The following is a 24,923-nucleotide window of genomic DNA, read 5'->3' as shown; positions in this document are numbered from 1 at the left end:
GTGGAATGACAGCTCCCGCCCGCGAGCTGTCGTCGAATAGCCGCGAACTTTCGCCGGCCGCGATGGCGACTTCGCGGCCCCGAGGGTAAATGCCTCGATGAGCGCCTGGCAATACCAACGGACATCACAGGAGGACGTTCGCCGTTCGACCTGCTCAATGTGGACCGGCGATCGGTCGACAGCGATTGATACGCCAAAATCTGTTATCGAATCGGCCCGTCCACAGTCGCGCGTCGAACCACGACGGCTGATGCGCGAAATGTGTTATGGAATCGGCCCGACGACAGTCGCGCGCCGAACCACGACCTGATTAATGCGCAAAATGTGTTATGGAAACGACCGCACCCGAGCCATATTGACTGTTGCGATACGCCGCTGCATGCTGACCGGCAGACCACGGGAGACGGTCGCATCCGGTGTGACGCCCCCTCTCTTCCGTAGGGACTTGACTGCCCGTCACGGCGGACGGGATGACGAGCTGACGGCACACGCGTGCCTACGACGCGCTCAGGCACTCTGGCGCATCGCAGGTGCGGCCGGCGCGTGCCCGTGGTCATGCCATCGTTGCTCCGCCGAAATGGGAGACGGCATGCGTCGCATCATCATTGTCTTCGGGGCGATCGCGAGCGTGCTCCTGTCGCTCGTCATCGCCCAACCGGCGTCAGCGGCGCCGGCCTTCCGAGCCCTGGTCTTCACGAAGACGGCCGGCTACCGGCACGATTCGATCCCCGCCGGCCTCACGATGTTTAGGGAGCAGGCGGCGGCCAACAACTTCGAGTTGGTCCATAGCGAGGACTCGAGCGTTTTCACCCCGGCAAACCTCGCCACCTTCGACGTGCTCATCATGTTCCAGACCTCGGGAATGGTGTGGACCACGGCGGCCCAACGTCAGGCGGTGGAGGGATACCTCGCCAGCGGCAAGGGCATCGTCGCGATCCACAACGCCACGGACATGGGCATCGAGAACGAGTACCCGTGGTGGGACCAGACCATCAACGGCGGCGCACACATGCCGGAGCACTCTCCCGGGGTGCTGGCCGGCACCGCCGTCGTCGCGGACAAGAAGCACCCGTCGACGGCCGGCCTGCCGGACCGTTGGAACCGCAGCGAGGAGTGGTACAACTTCGACCGCAACCCCCGCGGCGACGTTCATGTCCTGGTCACCGCGGACGAGCGCACGTACAACCCGGGCTCCCGCGCCATGGGGCCGGACCACCCCATCTCCTGGTGCCGCGACACCGGCGGCGGCCGCGTGTGGGCCACCGCCATGGGGCACACCAGCGCGGCCTACAGCGAGACCCATTTCCGCAACCACGTCCTCGGGGGCGTCAAGTGGGCGGCCGGCAAGGAGCCCGGCGACTGCGGCGGCACCGTGTGGAGCAACTTCGAGAAGCGCACCCTCGACGACAACACCGCGGACCCGATGGCCCTCGCGGTCGCCCCGGACGGGCGGGTGCTCTACGTCCAGCGGTCCGGGCAGCTGAAGATCTTCAAACCGACCACGAACCGCACCGTGACAGCCGGCACGCTCAGCGTCTACACCGGCGGCGAGGACGGCCTCACCGGACTGGCGCTCGACCCCGACTTCGCCAGCAACGGCTACGTGTACCTGTATCACTCCCCGGCCGGAGTCCCGAACGACATCAACCGGGTCTCCCGGTTCACGCTCACCGGCGACACCCTGAACATGTCGAGCCAGGTGACGATCATCGACATCCCCGCGACCCGGGACCGCACGTTCGCCGAACCCGGGCACACGGGCGGGTACATCGAGTTCGGCCCCGACAAGAACCTCTACATCGGCACCGGGGACGACGTCCCACCGAACCTCGACTCCAACTGGCAGGGCTACGCCCCGCTGGACTGGCGGCAGGGCAAGGCCAACCTCGACGCCGCCCGCACCGCCGGCAACACCAACGACCTGCGTGGCAAGCTCCTGCGCATCCGGCCGTCGGCCGACGGCGGCTACACCGTCCCGGCCGGCAACCTCTACCCGCAGGGCACGGCGCAGACCCGGCCGGAGATCCACGCGATGGGCTTCCGCAACCCGTTCCGCTTCTCGATCGACCCGGACAACGGGTGGGTCTACCTCGCCGACTACGGCCCGGACCGGAACCCGCCCGCGACCAACCGCGGCCCCGAAGGGCTCGTCGAGCTCAATGTCATCAAGACCCCGGGCAACTACGGCTGGCCGTTCTGCCACGGCGACAACCAGGCCTACGCGCCCTACAACCCGAGCACCGGCGTCGTCGGCGCCAAGTTCAACTGCAACGCGCCGGTCAACAACTCGCCGAACAACACCGGCCTGACCAGCCTCAAGCCGATCGTCGCGCCGAACATGTGGTACGGCTACGGCGTCTCACCGAACTTCCCCGAACTCGGCTCCGGCGGCTCGGGCCCGATGGGAGGACCGGTCTACCGCTACAACGCCGCCAACCCGTCCGAGACGAAGTTCCCGCCCTACTACGACGGAGTCCACTTCTTCTACGAGTGGTCGCGCCACACCGTCAAGGAGGTCCACTTCGACTCCGCGACCGCGGTCACCCGGACCAACTCCTTCATGCCCGCCGCCAAGTTCCTCAAGCCGATGGACATGGAGTTCGGGCCCGACGGCTCGCTGTACCTGCTCGAATGGGGCAACAACTTCTCCGGTGGCAACAACGACTCGGGGCTCTACCGCATCGACTACAACCACGGCGGACGGTCGCCGATCGCCAAAGCCACCGGCACGCCCACCAACGGGGACGCGCCGCTGAACGTGCAGTTCAGCAGCGCCGGGTCCACGGACCCGGATCCCGGCAGCTCGCTCAACTACCACTGGACGTTCGGTGACGGCACCACGTCCACGGCGGCCAACCCGTCACACACCTACACCGCCAACGGCAACTACACCGCCCAGCTCAAGGTCACCGACAACACCGGAAAGACGGCCTTCGCCAACGTGCCGATCACCGTGGGCAACACCGCACCGGTCGTCACCCTCACGATTCCGACCAACGGCGGGATGCTGGACTTCGGCGACCGCGTCCCGTACAAGGTGTCCGTCTCAAACCCCGGCGGCGCGCCCGTCGACTGTGCCAAGGTGTTCGTCAACCCCGCCCTCGGCCACGACGACCACCAGCACGAGACCACGGACCATCCGGGGTGCTCGGGCACCATCGACACGACGCTGCTGGGCGGGCACCCCGACGGCGCCAACCTGTACTACGTCCTCAACGCCCGCTACACCGATGACGGCGGTCCCGGCGGTGCGGCCCCGCTCACCGGCTACGCCCAAGCGATCCTCCAGCCCAAGCACAAGCAGGCGGAGTTCTACACGGACCAGTCGGGTGTGCAGGTCGTCGAGCAGGCCGGCGCGGAGAGCGGCAAGCGGGTCGGCAACATCTCCGACGGCGACTGGATCGCGTTCAAACCGATGAGCCTGTCGGGTGTCACGAGCGTGCGCTACCGCCTGTCGTCGCCGAGCGGCGGCGGATCGATCGAACTGCGCGCCGACTCCCCGACCGGCACACTCCTGGCCACGACACCGGTGCCCAGCACCGGCGGCTGGAACACCTACCAGTCCACGTCGGCGGTGAACACCGCCGATCTCGCCGGCTCGCACGCGCTCTACCTGGTGTTCAAGGGCACCTCGAACAACTGGTTCGACCTCGACTCGCTCACCTTCGGCGGCAACGGGGTCGGCGAACCGGGCAGCGGCGGCGGTGGCGTGGCCGGTCGGACCTGGACGGTCGCAGCGCAGCACAGCGGCAAGTTCGTGGACGTCAACGGCGCCTCGACCGCTGACGGCGCCCAGATCGTCCAGTGGCCGGCCACCGGCGCCGACAACCAGAAGTGGCAGGCCGTCGACGCCGGTGGCGGCGCCGTCTACCTGAAGGCGGCGCACAGCGACAAGTGCCTCGCCGTCACAGGCGGGTCCACCGCCCAGGGCGCGTTCCTGCAGCAGTCCGCCTGCGACAACGGCAACCCGCAGAAGTTCCTCGTCACCCCGTCGACCACGGCGGGCGTGTACACGATGAAGAGCGTCCCCAGTGGACTGTGCGTCGACGTCAACGGCGGCTCGACGGCCGACGGCGCACGACTCCTGCAATGGAGCTGCCACGGCGGCACCAACCAACAGTGGCGGTTCACCGCCGTATAGCCCGTCCGGACGGGCTGCCCGGCGCGGTCGCGCGCCGGGCAGCCCTCCCTACGAACAGGTGAGGAACCGTCATGGTGTTTCGGATACCTCGGCCCCGCCGGTACGGACGGCTGTCCGCGCTGGGCACCGCCCTGGTGCTTGTCGCCGTCGGCGCCACCGCGGTGGCGGCGCCGATCGAGCCCGGGCAGAGCGCCCCCATCGTGGGCGCGCCGTCCGGCCGCTGCCTGACCGTCCCCGGCGCCGGCACCACCAACGGCACCCAGACCCAACTCGGGGACTGCACCGGCGCGGCCGGCCAGACCTGGACCTACACCGCCGGCAAACAACTGACCGTCTCCGGCGACAAGTGCCTCGACGCCAGCGGACGCGGCACCACCAACGGCACCCCGGTCATCATCTGGGACTGCAACGGCCAGAACAACCAGCAGTGGAACGTCAACCCCAACGGCACCATCACCGGCGTCCATTCCGGACTGTGCCTCGACGCCAACGCCGGCGGCACCGCCAACGGCACCAGGATCACCCTCTGGTCCTGCCACGGCGGCACCAACCAGCAGTGGAACTCGCCGACCCCGCCGGTGCCGGGCGGCGCGGGCACGTGCGACATCTACGCCTCGGGCGGCACCCCCTGCATCGCCGCCCACAGCACCGTACGAGCGCTCTACGGCACCTACGACGGCAACCTCTACCAGGTCCGGCGCTCGTCCGACAGCACGACCCGGAACATCGGCGTCCTGAGCGCGGGCGGCACCGCCGACGCGACGACGCAGGACTCGTTCTGCGCGGGGACCACCTGTGTCATCACCGTCGTCTACGACCAGTCCGGCCGTGGGAACGACCTGTGGTACCAGGGATCGAGTGTGGTTCCCGGCTCCCCCCAGAGCCGCCCGGCGATCGCGACGTCGGAGTCGCTGGCGGTCGGCGGCAGCAAGGCCTACTCGCTCTACATCAACCCCGGCAACAGCTACTGGCGGGACGGCCACCTGACCGGCGTGCCGACCGGCAGCGCCCCCGAAGGCATGTACATGGTGGCCAGCGGCACCCATGTCAACGGCGGCTGCTGCTTCGACTACGGCAACAGTGAGACGACCCGAGCGGCCGACGCGGCCGGGGCGATGGACGCGATCAATTTCAGCACCCAGTGCTGGTTCGGCGGGTGCGCCGGTTCCGGCCCATGGGTCCAGGCCGATCTCGAATGGGGGCTCTACTCCGGTGGCAGCCAGACCTGGAACCCGAACCAGCGGGCCTTCACCAGCAAGTTCGTGACGGCGATGTTGAAGAACAACGGGACGAGCCGTTTCGCGCTCAAGGGTGGCAACGGCCAGAGCGGAAGCCTGACCACGCTCTGGGACGGCGCGCTTCCGCCCGGCTACAGCCCCATGAAGAAGCAGGGCGCCATCATCCTCGGCAGCGGTGGTGACTGCTGCAAGCCCGGCGGCGGCGCGAACCTCAGCGCCGGCACCTTCTACGAGGGCGCGATGGTGTCCGGATACCCGTCCGACGCGACCGAGAACGCGGTACAAGCCAACATCGTCGCCGCCGGCTACCGCTGAGTCGCTACATCCATGAATGGAGAAACGTGATGCGACAAGGCAACAATCGTCACCGATGGCGCACGCCGATAGCCGTGGTCATCACGCTCCTGCTCGCCGCGGCCGGCATCAGCGGCATCGCGGGGACGTCCGCCGCCGCCGAGGCCCCCTCCCCCCTCGCCGCGAGCGCCGGATGCGGCAAGCCCCCCACGCTGTCCAGTGGTCCGCGCTCGATTCAGAGCAGCGGCAGGACGCGGAACTACATCCTGCGGGTGCCCGCCAACTACGACAACAACCGCCCGTACCGACTGGTCTTCGGTTTCCACTGGAACGGCGGCACCGCAGGCGACGTCGACTCGGGCGGAACCAGCGGATACTCCTGGTCGTACTACGGCCTGCGGGCCATCTCGAACGACAGCGCGATCTTCGTCGCACCGCAGGGCCTCGGCAATGGCTGGGCCAACTCCAACGGCGAGGATCTGACCTTCGTGGACGACATGATCAGGCAGATCGACGCGGGCCTGTGCGTCGACACGAACCAGCGCTTCGCCGGGGGTTTCAGCTACGGAGGCGGCATGAGTTTCGCACTCGCGTGCGCCCGGCCGACAGTGTTCCGCGCGGTCGCCGTCTACGCGGGCGGACAGTTGAGCGGGTGCAACGGCGGCACCCAGCCGGTCGCGTACATCGGACTGCACGGCTTGCGGGACCCGGTGCTCCCGATCTCCACAGGGCGTTCGCTGCGTGACAGGTTCGTGCGGAACAACGGCTGCACTCCCCAGAACCCGCCGGAGCCGACACGGGGCAGCCTCACGCATGTCGTCACGACGTACTCGGGGTGCCGCGCCGGCTACCCCGTGGCATGGGCCGCGTACGACGCGGGTCATACGCCGGGTCCTGTCGATGGATCGGCCGGTGACTTCGAACCGGGTGAGAGGTCGTGGACCCGGGCGGTGGTGTGGAACTTCTTCACGCAGTTCGACGACACGACGCCCACCCCGACCACGTTCCGGCTGCGCAACGAGGGTTCGGGCCGGTGCCTGGACGTCAACGGCGGAAACACGGCCAACGGCACACCGATGATCATCTGGGACTGCCACAGCAATGCCAACCAGCAGTTCACCCAGAACGGTGCGGCGTTGCAGGTGCTGGGCAAGTGCGTGCACGTCCCGGCCGACGCCGCCGCCGGCACGCGGGTGCAGATCCAGGACTGCAACGGTGGCGCCAACCAGCAGTGGATCTTCAACAGCAACGGCACGATCCGCAGCGGTCAGAGCGGGTGGTGCCTGGATGTCAACGGCGGGGGCACCGCCAACGGCTCCGCGGTCATCGTGTGGAGCTGCCACGACGGCGCCAACCAGCGCTGGACGCGGGCATAGGCACACGAGTGAAGGCGGTACGTGACATCACGTGCCGCCTTCACTCCCTCCGTGGCGAGCCGGGGCGCACCACTCCGTCACCGTGGTCTTACCGATTACCGAAAAGCCCAGAGATGAGGCGGATCTTCATGGCGGTCGCCACGGTGCTCGCCGTCGCTGTGGCGTCGCTCGGACGGCCGGCGGTCGCGTCGCCGGCAGCCGCGGCCACGCTCGTCGAGGTCACCGGCTTCGGCGCCGACCCGACGAACCTGCGCATGTACCTGTACGTGCCGGACCGTCTGGCGGCGCGGCCACCCGTCGTGGTCGCCGCGCCCTACTGCGCGGGCACCACGCGGGCCGAGCCGGCACTCGCCGCCGCGGCGGCGGTCCTTCAGGAGTGGGCGCACGCGCACGCGCCGGGCGTCCCGGCCTGCTCGTGAGCACGTGCTCGGCCATGCCCGCACCGGAGCGCGGCACAGCCTGACGTCAGCCACACCCGGCCTGGGAACGCGGAAGGGCCACCGCACAGTGGCAGGTGGCCCTTCCAGCGTGCCGCGTCAGCTCAGGGCAGGGTCCATTTCTGGTTGGCTCCGCCGTGGCAGGTCCACAGGTGCACGAGGGTGCCGTCCGACGAGGTGGCGCCCGACACGTCCAGGCACTTGCCCGACTGCGGGTTCCGCAGCGCCCCGTCCGGGTTCGCCTGCCAGTTCTGGTTGGCGCCACCGTGGCAGGACCACAACTGGACCTTCGCCCCGTCCGCCGTGCCGTTACCGCTGACATCCAGGCACTTGCCCAACGCCTTGACCGTCGACCCCGGCGTCACCGTCCACTGCTGCCTCGCCGAGCCCGTACACGACGAGATCTGCACCGCCGTCCCGTCCGCCGAGCCGCCGTCACGGACATCCAGACACTTACCCGCGAGCCCCACGATCGGACCCGCGCCGGGTGTCGGCCCGCCGCCCAGCTCCTTGATCCGGACGTTGCGGAACGATACGTCGTCCCCCGTGCCGTGATTCTGGATGCCGACGTGGCCGGCGAGCGAGCGGGCGGGGTCGGTGTTGGTGAAGTCGTTGATCTTCACGCCGTTCAGCCAGACCTGGAGCCGCTCGCCCTCCACCAGCAACTCGAAGGTGTTCCACTCGCCCGGTGGGTTGAGCGCCGTGTCCCGGGCAGCCGTGTCCGGGGCCTTGACGGCGTAGATCGAGCCAGTCGTGCGGTCAGGCGCGTCGGTGGCGTCGATCTGGACCTCGTAGCCGTTGTTCAGTGCCGACGACGGGTCGCTCGACGGTGGGAAGCCCACGATCACGCCGGAGTTGTCGTCGCCGGGCATCTTCCAGTCCAGCTTCAGGGAGTAGTTGGTGAACTGCCGGGCGCTGTACCAGAGCATGCCCATGCCGCCGTGGGAGGCGAGGGTGGCGTCCGAGTTGGTGAAGCCGCCCGGGCCGGCCTGCGACCAACCGGTGGTCGAGCCGTTGTAGAGGGTCGTGTAGCCGGTCTCGGGCCGGCAGTCGGCCTTCGTCCGGCCTGCCGCGTACCGGATGCCGCCGAGCAGGTGCGCCCGGAACGCCGGCTCCGCGTACGACGCCTGGCTGTGCCCGCCGCCGGTGTAGAAGGCCCGGCCACCCGAGTGGGTCTTGCACCAGGAGTGCGGGTGGTCGGCGCCCATCGAGCCGCCCGAGTACGACGACTCGTCCAGCGTGGTGAGCACGCGCGCGGTGGTACGGGGGTTGGCCCGGAAGTTGTACCACTCATCGGTGCGGGTCCAGGTCTGCGGCAGGTGGGCGGTCGCCGCGTGCGCCCGCCCCTCCACCTTGATGTTGGCCTGCTGGACAGCGGGGTGCGAGGCGAAGTAGGCGCCGACCAGATCGCCGTAGAACGGCCAGTTGTGCTCCGTGTCCGCGGCCGAGTGGACGCCGACGAAGCCGCCGCCGGAGCCGATGTACGACTGGAACGCCGACTGCTGGGCGTCGTTCAGAACGTCGCCGGTGGTGTTGAGGAAGATCACCGCCTCGTAACGGCTCAGGTTGCCGGTGGTGAAGTGGTTGCCGTCCTCCGTGGCCGTCACCGTGAAACTGTTCGCGGCGCCGAGGTCTCGGATTGCCTGGATCCCTGCCGGGATCGAGTCGTGCCGGAATCCGGCCGTCTTGGAGAACACGAGGACGTCGTAGGCCGTGTCCGCGGCACTGACGGGGCTGGGCTGCCCGAGGAGGGCCAGTGCGGCGAGTGTCGCGATCGCCCCACCGAGCAGGGTTCGGGGTTGTCTGCGCATGTCCGTCGCTCTCTTCCTGGTGACAGATATCAGGGCAGGGTCCATTTCTGGTTGGCTCCGCCGTTGCAGGTCCACAGGTGCACGAGGGTGCCGTCCGCGGAGCCGGCGCCCGACACGTCCAGGCACTTGCCCGACTGCGGGCTGCGCAGCGACCCGTCCGGGTTCGCCTGCCAGTTCTGGTTGGCGCCACCGTGGCAGGACCACAACTGGACCTTCGTCCCGTCGGCCGTGCTGCTACCGCTGACATCCAGGCACTTGCCCAACGCCTTGACCGTCGATCCCGGCGTCACCGTCCACTGCTGCCTCGCCGAGCCCGTGCACGACGAGATCTGCACCGACGTTCCGTCCGCCGAGCTGCCGTCACGGACATCCAGGCACTTGCCCGCGAGTCCTACGACCGGACCCGCGCCGGGTGTCGGGCCACCGCCGGGATTGAAGGTGAACGCGTCGACGTCGAAGAGGAATCCGGAGCCGCCGGTGAAGGTCAGGTAGAGCGTGGTGGTGCCGGCCGGCGCGCCGGAGATCGAGCCGTTGACGGTGGTGAAGTTCGTCCACGAGCCGGTGACCGGGACGGTGGCGGAGCCGAGGACGGTGCCGGTCGGCGAGCTGGCCCGGACCTGCAACGTGCCGCCCGCGCCGGCTGACGACACCCGGGCGTTGAACGACGTGGCGTTGCTCAGCTTGTACGGCTCGAAGGCGATCCAGTCGCCGTTCTCGATGTCACCGACGGACTTGCCGCCCTCGGCGGTCGACTTGTCGTAGGTGGCGATGCCGGACGATGTCTTGTAGTGCTCGGCCTGCCGGTGCTTCGGCTGAAGGATGTGCTGCGTGTGCGTGGTGAGCCCGGCTTTGTCGGTGTATTCGGCGTCGAAGACCCCGAAGATGTTCGCCGCGTCGTCGTGCTCACCGTCGACCGGGATGGTGATCGTGCCGGAGCAACCGGTCTTCGAGGTGATCGGGTGGCCGTGGCTGTCGTGACCGACGATGTACGTCAGCTTGACCTTGGCGCAGTCGACCGTGCCGTCCTCCGGATCCGTCACGGTGATGCTGAACGGCACGGTGTCGCCGAAGGCGAAGATCTCCCCCGCGGCGGGGCTGTTGATGGTCACGGTCGGCGCGGTGTTGCCGACCGTGATCCGCACCTCGGCGGTGCCGGTGGCACCCTGCGGGTCGCGCACGGTCAGCGTGGCCGTGTAGTCGCCGTTCGTGTCGTACGTCTTCGTCGGGTTGGCGGCGGTGGAGGTGGTGCCGTCACCGAAGCTCCACGCATAGGTCAGTGCCCCACCCTCGGGGTCGGATGAACCGGCCGAGGAGAACGTCACGGTCAACGGCGCCGCGCCGGAGGTCCGGTTGGCGCCGGCCATCGCCGTGGGCGCCCGGTTGCCGCTGCCGACGTGGTCGAAGCGGTAGAGGGCGGAGTACTGGTCGCCCTGGTACAGCCCGGCGCCGTAGTCCAGCACGTAGTAGGAGCCGTCCGGGCCGAAGGCCGAGTCGATCACCTGCTTGCCGTTCCAGGGGAAGCTGTCGATGGTCCCCGGGGAGCCGTCGGCGTTGAGGTGGATCGGTTTGATCCAGCCGCGGCCGAACTCCGTGGCGAAGAACTGCCCGTCGAACGACTGCGGGAACTTCGTGGGCGAGCTGACGTCGGGGTCGTACCGGTACACCGGGCCCGCCATCGGCGACTCCGAGCCGCTGCCGAACGCCGACGGGCTGCCGGCCTCGCCGCCGTAGCGGATCCAGGCGGCCTTGGCGGGGGGCAGCGTGCTCAAGCCGGTGTTGCGGAACGAGTTGTTCGTCGGTCCGCCCGAGCAGTTGTACTTCGCGCCTGCCGTGTTGGTGGCGAAGTCCCACTCGGCGTACGTCTCGGAGCTGGTGTTCGTGCCGGTGCAGTAGGGCCAGCCGTAGAAGCCCGGGCCCGTGACGCGGTTGAACTCGACCTGGCCCTGCGGCCCGCGCGCAGTGGTGGCGCCGGCATCGGGGCCGTAGTCGCCGACGTAGACGATGCCGGTGGCCTTGTCGACGCTCATCCGGAACGGGTTGCGCAGGCCCATCGCGTAGATCTCCGGCCGGGTCCTTGCCGTGCCGGACGGGAAGAGGTTGCCTGCCGGGATCGAGTACGACCCGTTCTCGTTCACCTTGATTCGCAGGATCTTGCCGCGCAGGTCGTTGGTGTTGGCGGCGGTGCGCTGCGCGTCGAACGCCGGGTTGCGGTTGGTCCGCTCGTCGAGTGGGGAGTATCCGGCGGACTCGAACGGGTTGGTGTCGTCGCCGGTGGACAGGTACAGGTTGCCCGCCGCGTCGAAGTCGATGTCTCCGCCGGCGTGGCAGCAGATGCCTCGGTCGGCCGGCACGTCGAGGATGTCCACTTTGCTGGACTGGTTGATGGTGAAGTCGGCGTTGAGCGTGAACCGGGAAAGCCGGTTGACGCCCTGCCACGTCGACCAGTTGCCGCCGGTGGTCGGGGCGTCGCCGCCTGGTGTGGACAGCGGCGGGGCGTAGTAGAGGTAGATGTGCCGGTTGGTGGTGAACCCCGGGTCGATGCCGATGCCCTGGAGGCCGTCCTCGTCGTGCGTGTACACGGGGATGTTGCCGATCACCTTGGTGGTGCCGGCCGCATCCGTGCGGCGCACGGTCCCGTTGCGAGCGGTGTGCAGCACCGATCGGTCGGCGAGCACGGCCAGCGACATGGGCTCACCGACCTCCGCCACCCCGCGGGCCAGTTGGACCTGCTGGAAGTCGGCGGGGTTGATCGGGTGCGCCGAGGCCGGTGTCGCACTGGACAAGGCCGCGCTGAGAGCGGCCGCGACCAGGAGCAGAGCCGAACCGACGGCCGGCCAACGCGCGGCTACAACCTTCCCGATTATCATGAACATGACAATGCACTCCCCTTCCTGAACAGGTGGCTGCCAGGCTTGGGGCGCGCGCTGCCGCGCCGATGCCGTAGCGGGATGTCGCCGCTTGGGCCCGCCAGGTGTGCTTCAGCAGGCCACTACGCCGAGTGGGGGCCGAGCGGGGGCAACCGCTCGGAAACAGGAGAAGTCGATGGCTACCGCGCTGTCGGGTCACATCGACGACCGTGATGGTCTGCCGGCAAGGCTAGAAGACTTCAGCCCGATGTGTCCAGACTTCCCTCCGGACCAGCCAGGGTGTTGAGCGAAGGGCCCGAGCCCTGTCAGGACTCGGTGCCATCTCCAACCCGGATCGGCGGGACGCAGACGGGTACGTGATCTCCGCCGCCCGCCCCGACAACTCGGCCGGGCCCGGCCACACCTTCGCCGACCACGAACACACCCTGCGCACCGCAGCCGAGGCCGCGGGACTCACCACGTGCTCCAGATCGTGGCCATCAGCCGCCCCCGGCGAAGGCGACCAGTTTCATCACTACGCCGGCCCGGCCGAGGTCAGCGACGCGGCCAACCAGTCCGCGACCACCCCGGGCCGGCAAGTCCTGCACATCAGTTGGAGCGCCCGGAGCCCCGCGAGGAACGAGCGGAGCGAGGACGAACGAGTTGGAGGTCGACGAGCGGCGTCGACAATGCAGGCCGAGGAAGCGTCACGGCGCTCTCCCACAGGTCTCACCAACTGTGCGGACTCCCCCGGACTGTGAGGCCTGACCTTGCACAACCCGCCCGTCCCTGGATCGGCTGGACGCCCCGGGACGGTCGTTACGACCTGTGCCATGTCGTACCGAGGGACGGGCCGAGGATGAGCACGGGGCGTCGTCCGGGCCGTCGAAGCGGTACTGGAGGGCAGGTGTCGTCGTGTCGCTCACCGCTCCACGCCGACCGCCGACGCGCCCGGCACCGACCCTGGGCCCCCGGTCCCCCCATCCGGCTCCCGGACAACCGGCGAACTCTCACACCACCTTCACCCGGGAGGGCGATGAGGGGACTCAGAGGTCCTCCGGGGTACCGAGGCCGGTCAGGGCGCCGACCGGATCGAGGTCGGGGGTGCCGCGCGGCCACCAGTCGTCGTGGCCCGGCTCCGACTCGTACGCGTACCAGAGGCCGTCCCGGCCGAGGCGGAGCTGGACGTGGCCGCGGGGGTGGGTGAGGTGGTTGCGCCACGGGCGGAAGGCGGGGAGGTCGGCGGCGAGGAGGAGGGGGCGGGCGCGGTCGAAGCGGCCGGCCGGCGGGTCCCAGGTCTCCTCCAGGACGCTGAGGCCCTCCGGTCCGCCCTGTCGCCAGGCGGCGACCGCGCGCGCCAGGTCCGCCGGGGTGCGGCCGGTGGCGGAGGCGAGCGAGGAGTACAGGGCGCGGGTGCCGGCGGTGAGGCCGGAGCCGGGGCGGGCCGCGGCGAGCCGGACCGCGTCCTGCCACAGGGTCAGCTCGCCGACCGGGTCGCGGCCGGTGGCGAGCAGGGCGTGGGCGCGGGCCGCCGCGTCGGTCGCCAGCTGGTCCAGGGCGAGGGGGTCCGGGCCGCCCGAGGTCGCGGGGTACACCGGTGGCTGCCCGGGGTGCGGGGGCGTCGGCAACGGGGCGGGGAGCGGCGGGAGACGCCGCGGAGTCAGTGCCTCCGTGGCGCGTACGCCGGGCAGTGGCGCCGGCCCCTTCTCCTGGGCGGCCCGGGCCGCGCGGGCGGCGCTGAGGCGGGACAGGGCGTCGAGCAGTTCCCGTTCGCCGCGGCCGCGCAGCAGGAGCAGGACGAAGGGGTCGGCGTCCAGCAGGCGCGCGGTCTGGTAGCAGAGGGCGGCGGCGTGCTTGCAGGGGTGGCCGGAGTCGGGGCAGCTGCACCGGGGGTCCAGGTCGCCCGGGCCCGGGAGCAGTGGCACGCCGGAGTCGGCGAGGGTGGCGGGCATCTCCTTGTCGAGCAGCGCGGCGATGTCGCCGGGCCGTTCGGCGGCGCCGTGCAGGAAGCGGTCCCAGTCGGCTTCGTCCAGGGTGCGCAGCCGCACCTGGACGCGGTACGGCCTGGCACGGCTGCCCCGCACGTAGGCGAGGGCCAGGCCCGGCGTCACCGTGATGGCGTCCACGTGCCCCTGCTCGGCGTACCCACGGCCGCGGGCCAGCCGCTTGGCGTCCAGCGCGCCTTCTTCCAGCGCGGTGACCCAGGCGTTGCCCCACCAGGTCTCGGCGAACCCGGCCCCGTCCGCCGCCCGGGGCGGGAACGCCGGGAACGTACGGCGCAGTTCGCTGTCGCGGTCGGGGGCGGCCATGGTGCGGGGGTGGCGGGGTGGGACGGATGCGGGTGGGGGTGGGGGTGTGGGTGTGGGTTCCGGGGCGGACGGGGACGGTGAAGCGGGCGGGGGTGCGGTTTCCGTGACGGGCGCGGGCGGCGGCGCGGGCCTCGTGGCGGACGGGGGCGGTGAACCGGGCGGGGCCGGCGGCGCCGACTGAGCCGACGGGTCGGACCGGTCCGAGCGGGCAGGCGGGTGCGACTGGTCCGACGACTCCGACCGGGCAGACGGGTTCGACCCGCCCCCCGACTCCGACCGGGCAGACGACTCCGACCCGTCCCACGACTCCGACCGCGGAAACCCCTCCGGCGACTCCGACTCCTCCGACACGCCCGACCGGGCAGACGTCGACGGCTCCGACGGCTCCGGGGTGGGATCCGGCGCGTCGTGAGCCGGTGCCGGTGTCTCATGGGCCGGGACCGGCAGATCGGCGGCCGGACGCGCGGCGCCGGGGGCGACGGCCGGACGCGCGGGACCATGGGCGACCGTCGGCGTCGGTGCGGCCGGACTCACCGTCCCGGCGGTGCCGTGGTCACCGGCGTCCCCCTCCGCCGGATCCGCTGTGTCCGGCATGCGGAAGGCGTCGCTCAGCAACTCCCGCAGGGCACGGGCGCGCTCACGCGGGCTGGGACCGGCGGCGCGGTCGGACGCGGCGCGCGGAGCCCCGGAGCCGGCCCTCGGGGTCGTACGACGTGACGGGCGCGCGGCTTCCCTGCCCGGCGGCGGGGTGTCCGCCCGCCCCCTCCGCGCCTCGTCGCGCGCCGCCCGCAACGCCTCGCGCGCGACATCCGCGGGGCGCCTGACCTCGGGGCCGGCGGCCCCCTCTCGGCTCGGCGGGGCGAGCCGGCCGCCGTCACCCCACTCACCGCTACGCTCACCGGACCCACCGGACCCACCGGACCCACCGGACCCACCAGACCCACCAGACCCACCGTCACGCTCACCGGACTCACCCTCACCGGCACGCCGGTCGGCCTGTGCCGGGCGCGACACCGGCCGCGGCTCCGACCGCGGGCACGACTCCGGCTCCGGGCGCGTCTCCGGCTCCGGACGCGCCTCCGGGCGGTCGGCGTCCCCCGCGGGGCCCTGGCCGCGCTCCCGCGCCGCCCGCAGCGCTCGGCGGGCCTCGTCGGCCGGGCCGGGGGTCATGACGTGCTCCTGAGGGAGACCAGGTCGGACAGTTCGCGGTCGGTCAGCTCCGTGAGGGCCGACTCGCCGGAGCCGAGGATCGCGTCGGCGAGGGCGCGCTTGGCCTCCAGCATCTCGGCGATGCGGTCTTCCACCGTGCCCTCCGTGATGAGGCGGTGGACCTGGACCGGCTGGGTCTGCCCGATGCGGTAGGCGCGGTCGGTGGCCTGTTCCTCGACGGCGGGGTTCCACCAGCGGTCGAAGTGGACGACGTGTCCCGCGCGGGTGAGGTTCAGTCCGGTGCCGGCCGCCTTCAGCGACAGCACCAGGACCGGCGTCGCCCCGTCCTGGAAGCGGTCCACCATGCGCTCCCGTTCCGGTACCGGTGTGCCCCCGTGCAGGAGCTCCACCGGGACCGCGCGGGCGGCCAGGTGGGAGGCGATCAGGCGGGCCATGCCCACGTACTGGGTGAAGACGAGCGCCGAGCGGTCCTCGGCCAGCAGCGTGTCCAGCAGTTCGTCGAGGAGGAGGAGCTTTCCGGAGCGGGCGGCCAGGCGGTCCCCGGCCGTCGGCGGGACGTCCTCCTTCAGGTACAGCGCGGGGTGGTCGCAGATCTGCTTCAGCGCGCCCAGCAGCTTCAGCACCAGGCCCCGGCGGGCGATGCCGTTCGCGGTCTCGATGGCCAGCAGCGACTCGCGCACCACCGCCTCGTACAGCGCGGCCTGTTCGCGGGTGAGCGGGACCGGGTGGTCCGTCTCGGTCTTCGGCGGCAGTTCGGGGACGATCCCGGGGTCGGACTTCTTGCGGCGCAGCAGGAAGGGGCGCACCAGGCGGGCGAGCCGGGCGACCGCCTCCTCGTCCTCGCCGTTCTCCACCGCGCGCGCGTGCCGGGCGCGGAAGGACTTCAGGGGGCCCAGCAGTCCGGGTGTCGTCCAGTCCAGCAGCGCCCACAGCTCGGAGAGGTTGTTCTCGACGGGGGTGCCGGTCAGGGCCACGCGCGCCGGGGACGGGATCGTACGCAGGGCCTTCGCGGTCGCCGAGTACGGGTTCTTCACGTGCTGTGCCTCGTCGGCGACGACCATGCCCCAGCGCTGCTCGGCCAGGCGCGGTGCCGTCGACCTCATGGTGCCGTACGTGGTGAGGACGAAACCGCCGTCGAGGCCGTCCAGGGTGCGGTCGGGGCCGTGGAAGCGGCGGACGGGGACGCCGGGCGCGAACCGGGTGATCTCCCGCTGCCAGTTGCCGAGCAGGGAGGCCGGGCAGATGACGAGGGTCGGCTCCGGGCGTGCCCGGCGCAGGTGCAGGGCGATGAGGGTGATCGTCTTGCCGAGTCCCATGTCGTCGGCGAGGCAGCCGCCGAGGCCGAGGGAGGTCATGAGGTCGAGCCAGGCCAGACCGCGGAGTTGGTAGTCCCGCAGGGTCGCCCGCAGACCGGCGGGCGGCTCGACGGGCCGCAGTCCGGCCGTCAGCCGGTCGCGCAGGGTGGCCAGGGCGCCCACCGGCACCGCCTCGACGGTCTCGCCGTCCACCTCCGCGCTGCCGGTGAGGGCGACGGAGAGCGCGTCGACCGGGTCGAGCAGGCCCAGTTCACGCTTGCGGGCCTTGCGGACGAGGGCCGGGTCGACCAACACCCACTGGTCCCTGAGGCGGACCACCGGGCGGTGGGCCTCGGCGAGGGTGTCCATCTCGGCCTCGCTGAGCGGGTCGCCGCCGAGCGCCAGCTGCCAGCGGAACTGGAGCAGTTCCTCGCTCTCGAAGAAGCCGGTGCCGTCGGTCGCCGAGCCCGGGGCGGGCCGCACCACCGCGGCCGCGCTGAGGTCCTGCGCGAGGTCGCGGGGCCAGTGCACGGCGACCCCGGCCGCGGCGAGCCGGGTCGCGGCCACGCCGAGCAGGTCGCCCACCTCCTCGTCGGACAGCGCCAGCACGTCGGGCACGTCCTGCTCGGAGAGCCGGTCGAGCGGGGGCCAGACACGGGCCGCGCGCCGCACGGCGAGGGACGCGTCCACGCGCGCGCGGGGCCCGAAAGCCGCGTCCGCCTCGCCGGCCCACAGCGTCGCCGCGTCCGCCACGATCGTCGGGTCGGCGAGACTGTGCACCTGGACGACCGCCGCGCCCGCGCTGCGCAGGCGGTCGCCCGCGTCGTCGAACAGGTCGTACGCCGACAGGTCGAGGCGGAGGGAGATCCGCACGCCCGCGTCCATGCCGGCGGCGACCTCGGCCGCCCAGTCCTGGGCGTCGGGCAGACGCTGGGGTTCGCGGGCCGCGAACGGCCGGCCGGACACGAACGGCGCGGCGGGCGTGCGGGGCAGGGTGTCCGCGACCGCGTCGACGAAGGCGCGCATCAGCGCTTCCGGCGCGGGCAGCCGGAGCGGCCCGGGGCCGGCCAGCGGGACCGCGTGGCCCTCGTGGGGCAGGGCGGCGGCGACCGCGCGCAGGTGGGCGATGTCCTCCGGGTCCAGCGGGCCGGCCCGCCAGGCGTCGTGGCCGGTGGCCGTCAGGCCGGGGAGCAGCCGGCCGCGGGCGGTGAGCCGCAGCGCGTGCAGCGCGGCCGCTCCCCAGCAGGCGGTGGCGGGGTGGGCGGCGGGGTCGCGGCGGGCGCGCACCAGCAGGGGCAGGGCCTCGCCGAGGGGCAGTGACAGCGCGGGGGCGGTCCGGCGGCGCACCGCCGCCCCGTGCCGTCGTACGACGGTGATCTCCGAGTGGGCCGCGGGCACCTCGCCGTCCTCGGGGTCCCAGAAGGCGACGCGGCCGTCCCGCGGGAGGGGCGCGGGCAGGAAGACGGCGGCGAGCCGCAGGGGGACGCTCTCCTCCGCCCGACCGGCCACCGATGCCGTGTCCCTCATACGTCCTGCCACCTCCCGCCCGCGTGTCGGAATCAGTCGTCCTCGACTCTACGGGCGGGGTCTGACAATCGGCTCCGGCGGCCGTCGCTACGGCACGGTGCGCGACACGACGAACACCATGGGGGACGCCGGGTCGGACAGGTTGACGACGACGTCCTGGGTGGGCGCCGGGTTCTTCTGCGGGTGGACCAGGCCCCACCAGGGGCCGGGGCCCTCGAACGACCAGCCGGTGACGTTCTGGTCCCGGTCGCTGATGGTGATGTCGCCCTGCTCGAGTTCGCTCCGGTCGGCACCGATGCCCGTGAGGAAGGCGTCCAGGCCGGCCCCGCTGGTGCGGAACTGGACGTAGAGACGGCTGGTCTTCCAGTTGTTGGTCTCGTAGTACGCGATCTGGTCCGCCGGGTGCGGGACGGGCACCTGGTACAGGCGGCGCTGCACCCGGGAGGGCCAGCCCGCGGTGAGGCCGGTGGCGGAGTACTTCGCCTCCTTGTCCTTGCCGCTGTCCCGGCTCTGGTTGGCGGAGATCACCAGGTAGCCGGCCGGGACGCCGATCAGGACCACGATGATGCTCAGCGTCAGCGCCCTGCGTCGGATCATGTGCCGGCGGTCCTCGGGCGGCCGGGCCCGCTCGTCCGCGGACGACGCATCGTGGCCTGGGAGCGAGGCGGTCACGCGGACCCCTGCGACGTACGGCGGGCCTCCGTGTACCGCTCGTAGCGCTCGTAGCGCTCCACCCGGCGGCGGTTGGCGCGGCGGAAGCGGCGGGCGACGAGACGGGCGAGGTCGGCGGCTCCGACCATGCCGGCCTCGGGACCCAGCTGGGCGCGGACGATCCGGGCCTCGGGGCGGTATCCGCGCCCGGTGAGCTGCCGCTTGAAGGCGTCCCGCGCGGGGCCGATCAGCAGGTCGTCGGCGGCCGAGACCCCGCCGCCGATCACGAAGCAGGACGGGTCGAGGGCGGCGGCCAGGTTGGCGATGCCGACGCCGAGCCACTGGCCGATGTCCTGGAGCAGCTCGGTGCACATCGCGTCGCCCTCGCGGGCCAGCTCGGTGATCATCGGGCCGGTGATGTCGGCGATGTTGCCCTTGACGTGCTCGATGATCCCGTACGCCACCGGGGAGTCGGCCGCGGCCAGCTCGCGCGCCTCCCTGACCAGCGCGTTGCCGGAGCTGTACTGCTCCCAGCAGCCGCGGTTGCCGCACGGGCAGCGGTGGCCGCCGGGCACGACCTGCATGTGACCGAACTCGCCGGCGACGCCGTACTTGCCGCGCTTGACCTGCCCGTCCTCCAGGATCGCGCCGCCGATGCCGGTGCCCAGCGTGATCATGACGAGGTGGTCCTCGCCGCGGCCGGCGCCGAAGCGCCACTCGGCCCAGGCAGCGGTGTTGGCGTCGTTGTCGACCAGGACGGGCACGGCGAGGCGGCCGGCGATGCGGTCGCGCAGCGGCTCGTTGCGCCACGACAGGTGGGGTGCGAACAGGACGCGGTTGCGGTCGGCGTCGACCCAGCCGGCCGCGCCGATGCCGACCGCGTGCACGTCGTGCCGGTCCGACAGGTCCAGGACCAGTTCGACGATGGTGTCCTCGACGACCTTGGGGCTCTTGGACTTGTCCGGGGTCTCCGTGCGGAGCTTCTCCAGGATGTTGCCGTCGGCGTCGACGACGCCCGCCATCACCTTCGTGCCCCCGATGTCGATGCCGACCGTGGGAACGCGGGGGGCGGTGAGGTGCGAGCGGCGCTCCCTCGTGCCGACCGTGCGGAGGGCGGTCGCGCGGCGGGAGCCGATGGGGGCGCTGAAGTTGCCGTAGGTGCTCATCGGCCCTGATTCTGCCTCACGCCCGGGTGGGGTGCGTGCGGGGGAGCGAAGGGAGCCGGGTCGTCGCCGGGTAAGGGCGCGGTGCGCGGCGTGCCCGCGCGGTGGAGTGCGGATCGGCGGCGCCCCGCGCCCCTGGGGGCCTCCGCCGCGGCCCATGACGTGAAGCATCGAGCTCACGCGGGTGACCGCCCTCCCTCGTACCCCGTTCCGGCGCCACGAACCGGTCCTCGGCCCCGGGCGCGGGTCCGGAGGGCGGGTGGGACGCGTCACGGGTCGCCACCCGGTACGTGGCATCACGCCGTGGTCCAGGGGCCGGCGGTCCGGCCGCTGGAGCAGTGGGACATCTGCTTCCTGCCCGGTGCGGTCGCCGGTCACCTTGCCCTGACATTTGTCCTGACATTGCGACCAGGTCGGCGTGCGGAGCGGAACCGGTCAGGACCGTCCGAGGGCGGTGTTCACGGCCGGACGAGCAGCTGGAACTCGAAGGAGTAGCGGCTCGGACGGTAGGTGTGGCTGCCGAACTCGACCGCGCGGCCGGTGTCGTCGAAGGTGGTGCGCTGCATGGTGAGCAGCGGGGCACCCTCCTGCTCGGTGAGCCGCTCGGCCTCGACGGCGGTGGCCGCGCGGGCCCCGATGGACTGGCGGGCGCTGTGCAGGGTGATCCCGGCGGACCGCATCATCCGGTAGAGGCCGGTGGTCTCCAGCTGTTCGGTGTCCAGGTCGAGCAGGCCGGGCGGCAGGTGGTTGCACAGGTACGCCATCGGCTCCCCGTGCGCGAGGCGCAGCCGTTCCACCTGGTGCACCTCGCTGTCCTCGGCCACGCCGAGGGCGGCCGCGATCTCCGCGGGCGCCGGGACGACCGCGTTGACGAGCACCTTCGTGGCGGGGCGCTGGCCGGCCGCCTCCAGGTCGTCGAAGAGGCTGCTGAGTTCCAGGGGCCGCTTGACCTGGCTGTGCACGACCTGGGTGCCGACCCCGCGACGGCGCACGAGCAGGCCCTTGTCGACGAGCGACTGGATGGCCTGGCGGACCGTGGGCCGTGACAGGCCGAGCCGTGCGGCGAGCTCGATCTCGTTGCCCAGCAGGCTGCCGGGAGTGAGCGCTCCGTGCTCGATCGCCGCCTCCAGTTGCTGCGACAGCTGGAAGTACAGCGGCACGGGGCTGCTGCGGTCCACATGGAGATCGAGCGTCACGGTGGGGTCCACTCCTGGTTTCGGCACGGGCCCGAGCGTAGCTCCGTGGCTGGTTGACGGGAAGTTGTGTAGTCCGATTGTCCGGACATACGCATTGACAGCACGGCGGCTCCGCACGCACGTTGTTCCCATGCGCATCGGAGTCATCGGTACGGGCCGTATCGGCACCATTCACGCGAACACGCTCAGCCGGCACCGGGAGGTCGGCTCCCTGATCGTCACGGACGCGGACCCGGCCCGGGCCCAGGATCTCGCCCACCGGCTGGGCGAGACGGCGGCACCGGGGGTCGACGAGATCTTCCGCTGGGGCGTGGACGCCGTGGTGATCACCACGTCGACCTCGGCGCACGCCGAACTGATCGGCCGGGCGGCACGCTCGGGGCTGCCGGTGTTCTGCGAGAAGCCCATCGCGCTCGATCTGGCCGGCACGTTACAGGCACTCGGCGAGGTCGAGGCGGCTGGAACGGTTCTGCAGATGGGGTTCCAGCGCCGCTTCGACACGGGCTACACGGGAGCGCGCGAGGCGGTGCGCGCGGGGCGGCTCGGCCGGCTGCACACCGTGCGGGCGCTGACGTCCGACCAGGCGCCGCCGCCGGCCGCGTACCTGCCGGTGTCCGGCGGGCTCTACCGGGACACCCTGATCCATGACTTCGACATGCTGCGCTGGGTGACGGGGCACGAGGTCGTCGACGTGTACGCGGCCGGGTCCGACGCCGGTCCCGAGATGTTCCGCGCGGCGGGCGACGTCGACACGGGCGCGGCGCTGCTCACCCTGGACGACGGCACCCTCGCCACGGCCACGGCCACGCGGCTGAACGGGGCGGGCTACGACGTGCGGATGGAGCTGGCCGGGGAGCTGGACCAGATCGTGGTGGGCCTGGACGACCGCACACCGATCGCGTCCACCGAGCCGACCGGGCCGCCGGCCGCGGACAAGCCGTGGGCCGGGTTCCTGGAACGGTTCGGCCCCGCCTACGAGGCCGAGCTGTGCGCGTTCGTCGACGTGGTCCGGGGGCAGCTGGCCAACCCGTGCGACGGGCGGGAGGTGTTGCAGGCGCTGCGGATCGCCGAGGCCTGCGAGGTGTCGCGGCGGGAGCGGCGGGCGGTGGCACTGGCGGAGATTCCCGGCGGGGTGTGACTCCGGCCGGGCCGGGCGGGGTCCCGACGGGACCGACGGGACCGACGGGACCGACCGAAGAGTCATGGCATACCCCGTCCCCCGCCCCGGCGACGCCCGGCCGTCCCTAGTGCCCGTCCGCCTCACCTTCCTCCAGAAGTCCCGCGTCGTACACCAGCAGGGCGATCTGCACCCGGTTGTTGAGGTCGAGTTTGGCCAGGACACGGGAGACATGGGTCTTCACCGTGGCGACGCTCATGAAGAGCGCGACGGCGATCTGCGCGTTGGCCAGCCCCCGGCCGACCGCGACGGCGACCTCGCGTTCGCGGTCGTTGAGGGCGGCGATCCGCGCGCGGGCGCGGGTGCGGCGCGTGCCGGCGGCGCTGCCGGCCGCGTGCGCCATCAACTGGCGGGTCACGGTGGGCGACAGGACGGGGTCGCCGGCCGCGACCCGGCGTACCGCGGCGACGATCTCGGCGGGCGGGGTGTCCTTGAGGACGAACCCGGCGGCGCCCGCGCGCAGGGCCCGCAGCACCTGCTCGTCGGCGTGGAAGGTGGTCAGGACCACGACCTGCGGGGCCTCGGCCCGGCCGCGCAGCAGCTCGGTGGCGGTCAGGCCGTCCACCGACGGCATCCGGATGTCCATCAGGACGACGTCCGGGCGGGTGCGGTCGACGAGTGACTCCACCTCGCGTCCGTCGGCCGCCTCACCCACGATCTCGATGTCCTCGGCGCCGCCCATCATCAAGGACAGGCCGGCTCTGACCAGCGGGTCGTCATCGACGAGCAGCACTCTGATCGCAGTCATGGGCCCTACGTAATCACGGTGGGGAGGTGGGCGAGGATGCGCGGGCGGTCCCGGACTGCCGTCCGCGGGGCGGGAGTTGCGGGTGTCGCGCCGCTCACCCCCACGGCAGCCACGCCGCTCACCCCCACGGCAGCCAGGCCCGCAGCCCGAACCCGCCGTCCGCCGCGGGCCCGTGTTCCAGCCGGCCCCCGGTCAGCGTCGCGCGTTCGGTGAGACCGATCAGGCCCTGTCCGGATCCGGGGACGGGAGGGATCTCGCCCTCGGTCGGCGGGTTGCGCACGGACACGGTGAGGCCCTCGCCCGGGGCGCCGGTGACGGACACCGTGACCTCGGTGCCCGGGGCGTGCTTGCGGGCGTTGGTCAGGCCCTCCTGGGCGATGCGGTACGCGGTGCGGCCGACCGAGGCGGGGACCGCGCCGGCGTCGGTGACGCGGCTGTCGAGGGTGACCTTCATGCCGGCCTCGCGGGACTCGGCGACCAGCAGGTCCAGCGCGGCCAGCGTGGGCTGTGGACGGCCCCCGTCGTCCCCCTCGCCCGCCCGCAGCACGCCGATGATCTCCCGCAGGTCCTGCAGGGCCTCGTGCGCGCTCTCCCGGATGACCCCGGCCGCCCGGGCGACCTCCTGCCGGGGCGCGTCCGGCCGGAACTCCAGGGCGCCCGCGTGCACGCTCAGCAGCGTGAGCCGGTGCGCGAGCACGTCGTGCATCTCCCGGGCGATGGCCTCCCGGGCCAGCCGCTGGGCCTGCTCCGCGCGCAGCAGCGCCTCGGTCTCGGCCCGCCGGGCGCGGTCGCGCAGGCTCAGCATGAGCTGCCGCTTGGCGCGCACCAGCATGCCCCAGCCGACCAGGGCCGCGGTCAGCGCCCCGAAGAGGACGACCGCGGCGACGTACGGCAGCTCGGGGTCGGGGCGCAGCCAGAAGTAGACGGGGACCGTCGCGAGGTTCAGGCTCCCCAGCCAGGCCACGTGCCGGAAGGGGCGGTGCACGGCGAGCGTGAACAGGGCGATCATGCACGCGCCGCCCGCGGTGTCCGAGATCATCCCGACCGGGAGGGTCGCCACGGCCAGCCCGACCGGCCAGCGGCGGCGCAGCCATACGGCGGCGCAGGCGAGGGCGCCGAGCAGCTGGTCCAGGACGGCGAGGTCGTGCGGGACGTGCGGGTTGTCGGTGACCGCGTCGGCGCCGACGATGCCGATCAGGACGGCCAGGAAGAAGCAGGAGAAGTCGACGATCCAGTCGCGGCCGGTGCGCCTGGGCCGCAGGCCGGGCCGGCCGGCGTCGGGCTCGAACTCCGCCAGCAGGGCCGACGGCAGCAGCCACCGCCGCCCCCCGAAGGCCTTCGGCACGACCGCGCTCTCGTCACCACTCACGGTCGGCAAATCTATGCGCAGGCGGCTCCGGCGGCCCCCGTACGCAGGGGATCGTCGACCAAAGTATCTGCGGCGCAGACCTTCGACGCGCCCGCCGCGGCCGGAACGAGGCTTGTGGCGGACGTGCCTCGCCCCGCGGCCGATGTCCGTGAGGGGTCCGCGGGGCGAGGGTCTG

At 71.9% G+C, this 24,923-nt stretch carries 14 protein-coding genes; 5 read left to right on the top strand and 9 right to left on the bottom strand.

The window, feature by feature from the left end:
* Positions 1-589 precede the first annotated feature (589 nt).
* From QQS16_RS32005 to QQS16_RS31990, 4 genes are all read left to right on the top strand, one after another.
* Positions 590-4,141, top strand: a complete 3,552-nt coding sequence (locus tag QQS16_RS32005; protein WP_286065538.1) for a ThuA domain-containing protein — start codon at positions 590-592, stop codon at positions 4,139-4,141.
* 71 nt (positions 4,142-4,212) lie between these two features.
* Positions 4,213-5,694: an arabinofuranosidase catalytic domain-containing protein gene (locus QQS16_RS32000; protein ID WP_286065537.1), complete on the top strand. Its 1,482-nt coding sequence runs from the start codon at positions 4,213-4,215 to the stop codon at positions 5,692-5,694.
* A 74-nt stretch (positions 5,695-5,768) separates the two neighbouring features.
* A complete protein-coding gene (locus QQS16_RS31995) occupies positions 5,769-7,049 on the top strand; it encodes a ricin-type beta-trefoil lectin domain protein (protein WP_286065536.1) in 1,281 nt (426 codons plus the stop codon).
* Between the two features lie 113 nt (positions 7,050-7,162).
* Complete coding sequence (locus QQS16_RS31990; RefSeq protein WP_353479702.1) at positions 7,163-7,468, top strand: hypothetical protein; 306 nt, start codon at positions 7,163-7,165, stop codon at positions 7,466-7,468.
* A 122-nt stretch (positions 7,469-7,590) separates the two neighbouring features.
* Here the strand turns inward: QQS16_RS31990 and QQS16_RS31985 are convergent, their stop codons facing one another.
* The 7 genes from QQS16_RS31985 to QQS16_RS31955 form a co-directional block, all read right to left on the bottom strand.
* Positions 7,591-9,297, bottom strand: a complete 1,707-nt coding sequence (locus tag QQS16_RS31985) for a ThuA domain-containing protein (protein ID WP_286065535.1) — start codon at positions 9,295-9,297, stop codon at positions 7,591-7,593.
* 29 nt (positions 9,298-9,326) lie between these two features.
* Positions 9,327-12,170 carry an RICIN domain-containing protein gene (locus QQS16_RS31980; RefSeq protein WP_286065534.1) on the bottom strand — a complete coding sequence of 948 codons (2,844 nt, stop codon included), beginning with the start codon at positions 12,168-12,170 and terminating at the stop codon, positions 9,327-9,329.
* A gap of 1,019 nt (positions 12,171-13,189) precedes the next feature.
* A complete protein-coding gene (locus tag QQS16_RS31975) occupies positions 13,190-15,046 on the bottom strand; it encodes an SWIM zinc finger family protein (protein WP_353479701.1) in 1,857 nt (618 codons plus the stop codon).
* Between the two features lie 572 nt (positions 15,047-15,618).
* A complete protein-coding gene (locus QQS16_RS31970; RefSeq protein WP_286065532.1) occupies positions 15,619-18,444 on the bottom strand; it encodes an SCO1167/SCO6262 family helicase in 2,826 nt (941 codons plus the stop codon).
* Between the two features lie 87 nt (positions 18,445-18,531).
* Positions 18,532-19,116, bottom strand: a complete 585-nt coding sequence (locus tag QQS16_RS31965; RefSeq protein ID WP_286065531.1) for a sugar kinase — start codon at positions 19,114-19,116, stop codon at positions 18,532-18,534.
* Positions 19,113-20,261 (bottom strand): ROK family glucokinase, encoded by a 1,149-nt coding sequence (locus QQS16_RS31960; protein ID WP_286065530.1) that lies wholly within the window; start codon positions 20,259-20,261, stop codon positions 19,113-19,115. Before QQS16_RS31960 ends, QQS16_RS31965 begins: the two co-directional genes overlap by 4 nt.
* 455 nt (positions 20,262-20,716) lie before the next feature.
* Positions 20,717-21,454 carry a GntR family transcriptional regulator gene (locus QQS16_RS31955; protein WP_286066522.1) on the bottom strand — a complete coding sequence of 246 codons (738 nt, stop codon included), beginning with the start codon at positions 21,452-21,454 and terminating at the stop codon, positions 20,717-20,719.
* A 130-nt stretch (positions 21,455-21,584) separates the two neighbouring features.
* Here QQS16_RS31955 and QQS16_RS31950 point away from each other — a divergent pair, with 130 nt between their 5' ends.
* On the top strand, positions 21,585-22,592 hold the full coding sequence (locus QQS16_RS31950; protein ID WP_286065529.1) for a Gfo/Idh/MocA family protein: 1,008 nt from the start codon (positions 21,585-21,587) through the stop codon (positions 22,590-22,592).
* Positions 22,593-22,698: 106 nt separating this feature from the next.
* Here QQS16_RS31950 and QQS16_RS31945 read toward each other — a convergent pair whose 3' ends face one another.
* Together QQS16_RS31945 and QQS16_RS31940 are read right to left on the bottom strand one after the other, a co-directional pair.
* Positions 22,699-23,379, bottom strand: coding sequence for a response regulator transcription factor (locus QQS16_RS31945; protein ID WP_286065528.1), 681 nt, complete (start codon positions 23,377-23,379; stop codon positions 22,699-22,701).
* A gap of 118 nt (positions 23,380-23,497) precedes the next feature.
* A complete protein-coding gene (locus QQS16_RS31940; protein ID WP_286065527.1) occupies positions 23,498-24,757 on the bottom strand; it encodes a sensor histidine kinase in 1,260 nt (419 codons plus the stop codon).
* Between the last annotated feature and the right edge of the window lie 166 nt (positions 24,758-24,923).

The sequence above is a fragment of the Streptomyces sp. ALI-76-A genome (genome assembly GCF_030287445.1).
Taxonomy (GTDB): domain Bacteria; phylum Actinomycetota; class Actinomycetes; order Streptomycetales; family Streptomycetaceae; genus Streptomyces.
Note: the sequence above shows the minus strand (reverse complement) of the source record. Positions and strands in the feature narration are given on the sequence as shown.

Excerpts from the sequence above, each read along its gene's own strand:
- QQS16_RS32005 (WP_286065538.1), top strand. The coding sequence starts at position 590 with ATGCGTCGCATCATCATTGTCTTCGGGGCGATCGCGAGCGTGCTCCTG.
- QQS16_RS31970 (WP_286065532.1), bottom strand. The coding sequence starts at position 18,444 with ATGAGGGACACGGCATCGGTGGCCGGTCGGGCGGAGGAGAGCGTCCCC.
- QQS16_RS31960 (WP_286065530.1), bottom strand. The coding sequence starts at position 20,261 with ATGAGCACCTACGGCAACTTCAGCGCCCCCATCGGCTCCCGCCGCGCG.
- QQS16_RS32000 (WP_286065537.1), top strand. The coding sequence starts at position 4,213 with ATGGTGTTTCGGATACCTCGGCCCCGCCGGTACGGACGGCTGTCCGCG.
- QQS16_RS31980 (WP_286065534.1), bottom strand. The coding sequence starts at position 12,170 with ATGTTCATGATAATCGGGAAGGTTGTAGCCGCGCGTTGGCCGGCCGTC.
- QQS16_RS31950 (WP_286065529.1), top strand. The coding sequence starts at position 21,585 with ATGCGCATCGGAGTCATCGGTACGGGCCGTATCGGCACCATTCACGCG.
- QQS16_RS31990 (WP_353479702.1), top strand. The coding sequence starts at position 7,163 with ATGAGGCGGATCTTCATGGCGGTCGCCACGGTGCTCGCCGTCGCTGTG.
- QQS16_RS31945 (WP_286065528.1), bottom strand. The coding sequence starts at position 23,379 with ATGACTGCGATCAGAGTGCTGCTCGTCGATGACGACCCGCTGGTCAGA.
- QQS16_RS31985 (WP_286065535.1), bottom strand. The coding sequence starts at position 9,297 with ATGCGCAGACAACCCCGAACCCTGCTCGGTGGGGCGATCGCGACACTC.
- QQS16_RS31975 (WP_353479701.1), bottom strand. The coding sequence starts at position 15,046 with ATGCCGGACACAGCGGATCCGGCGGAGGGGGACGCCGGTGACCACGGC.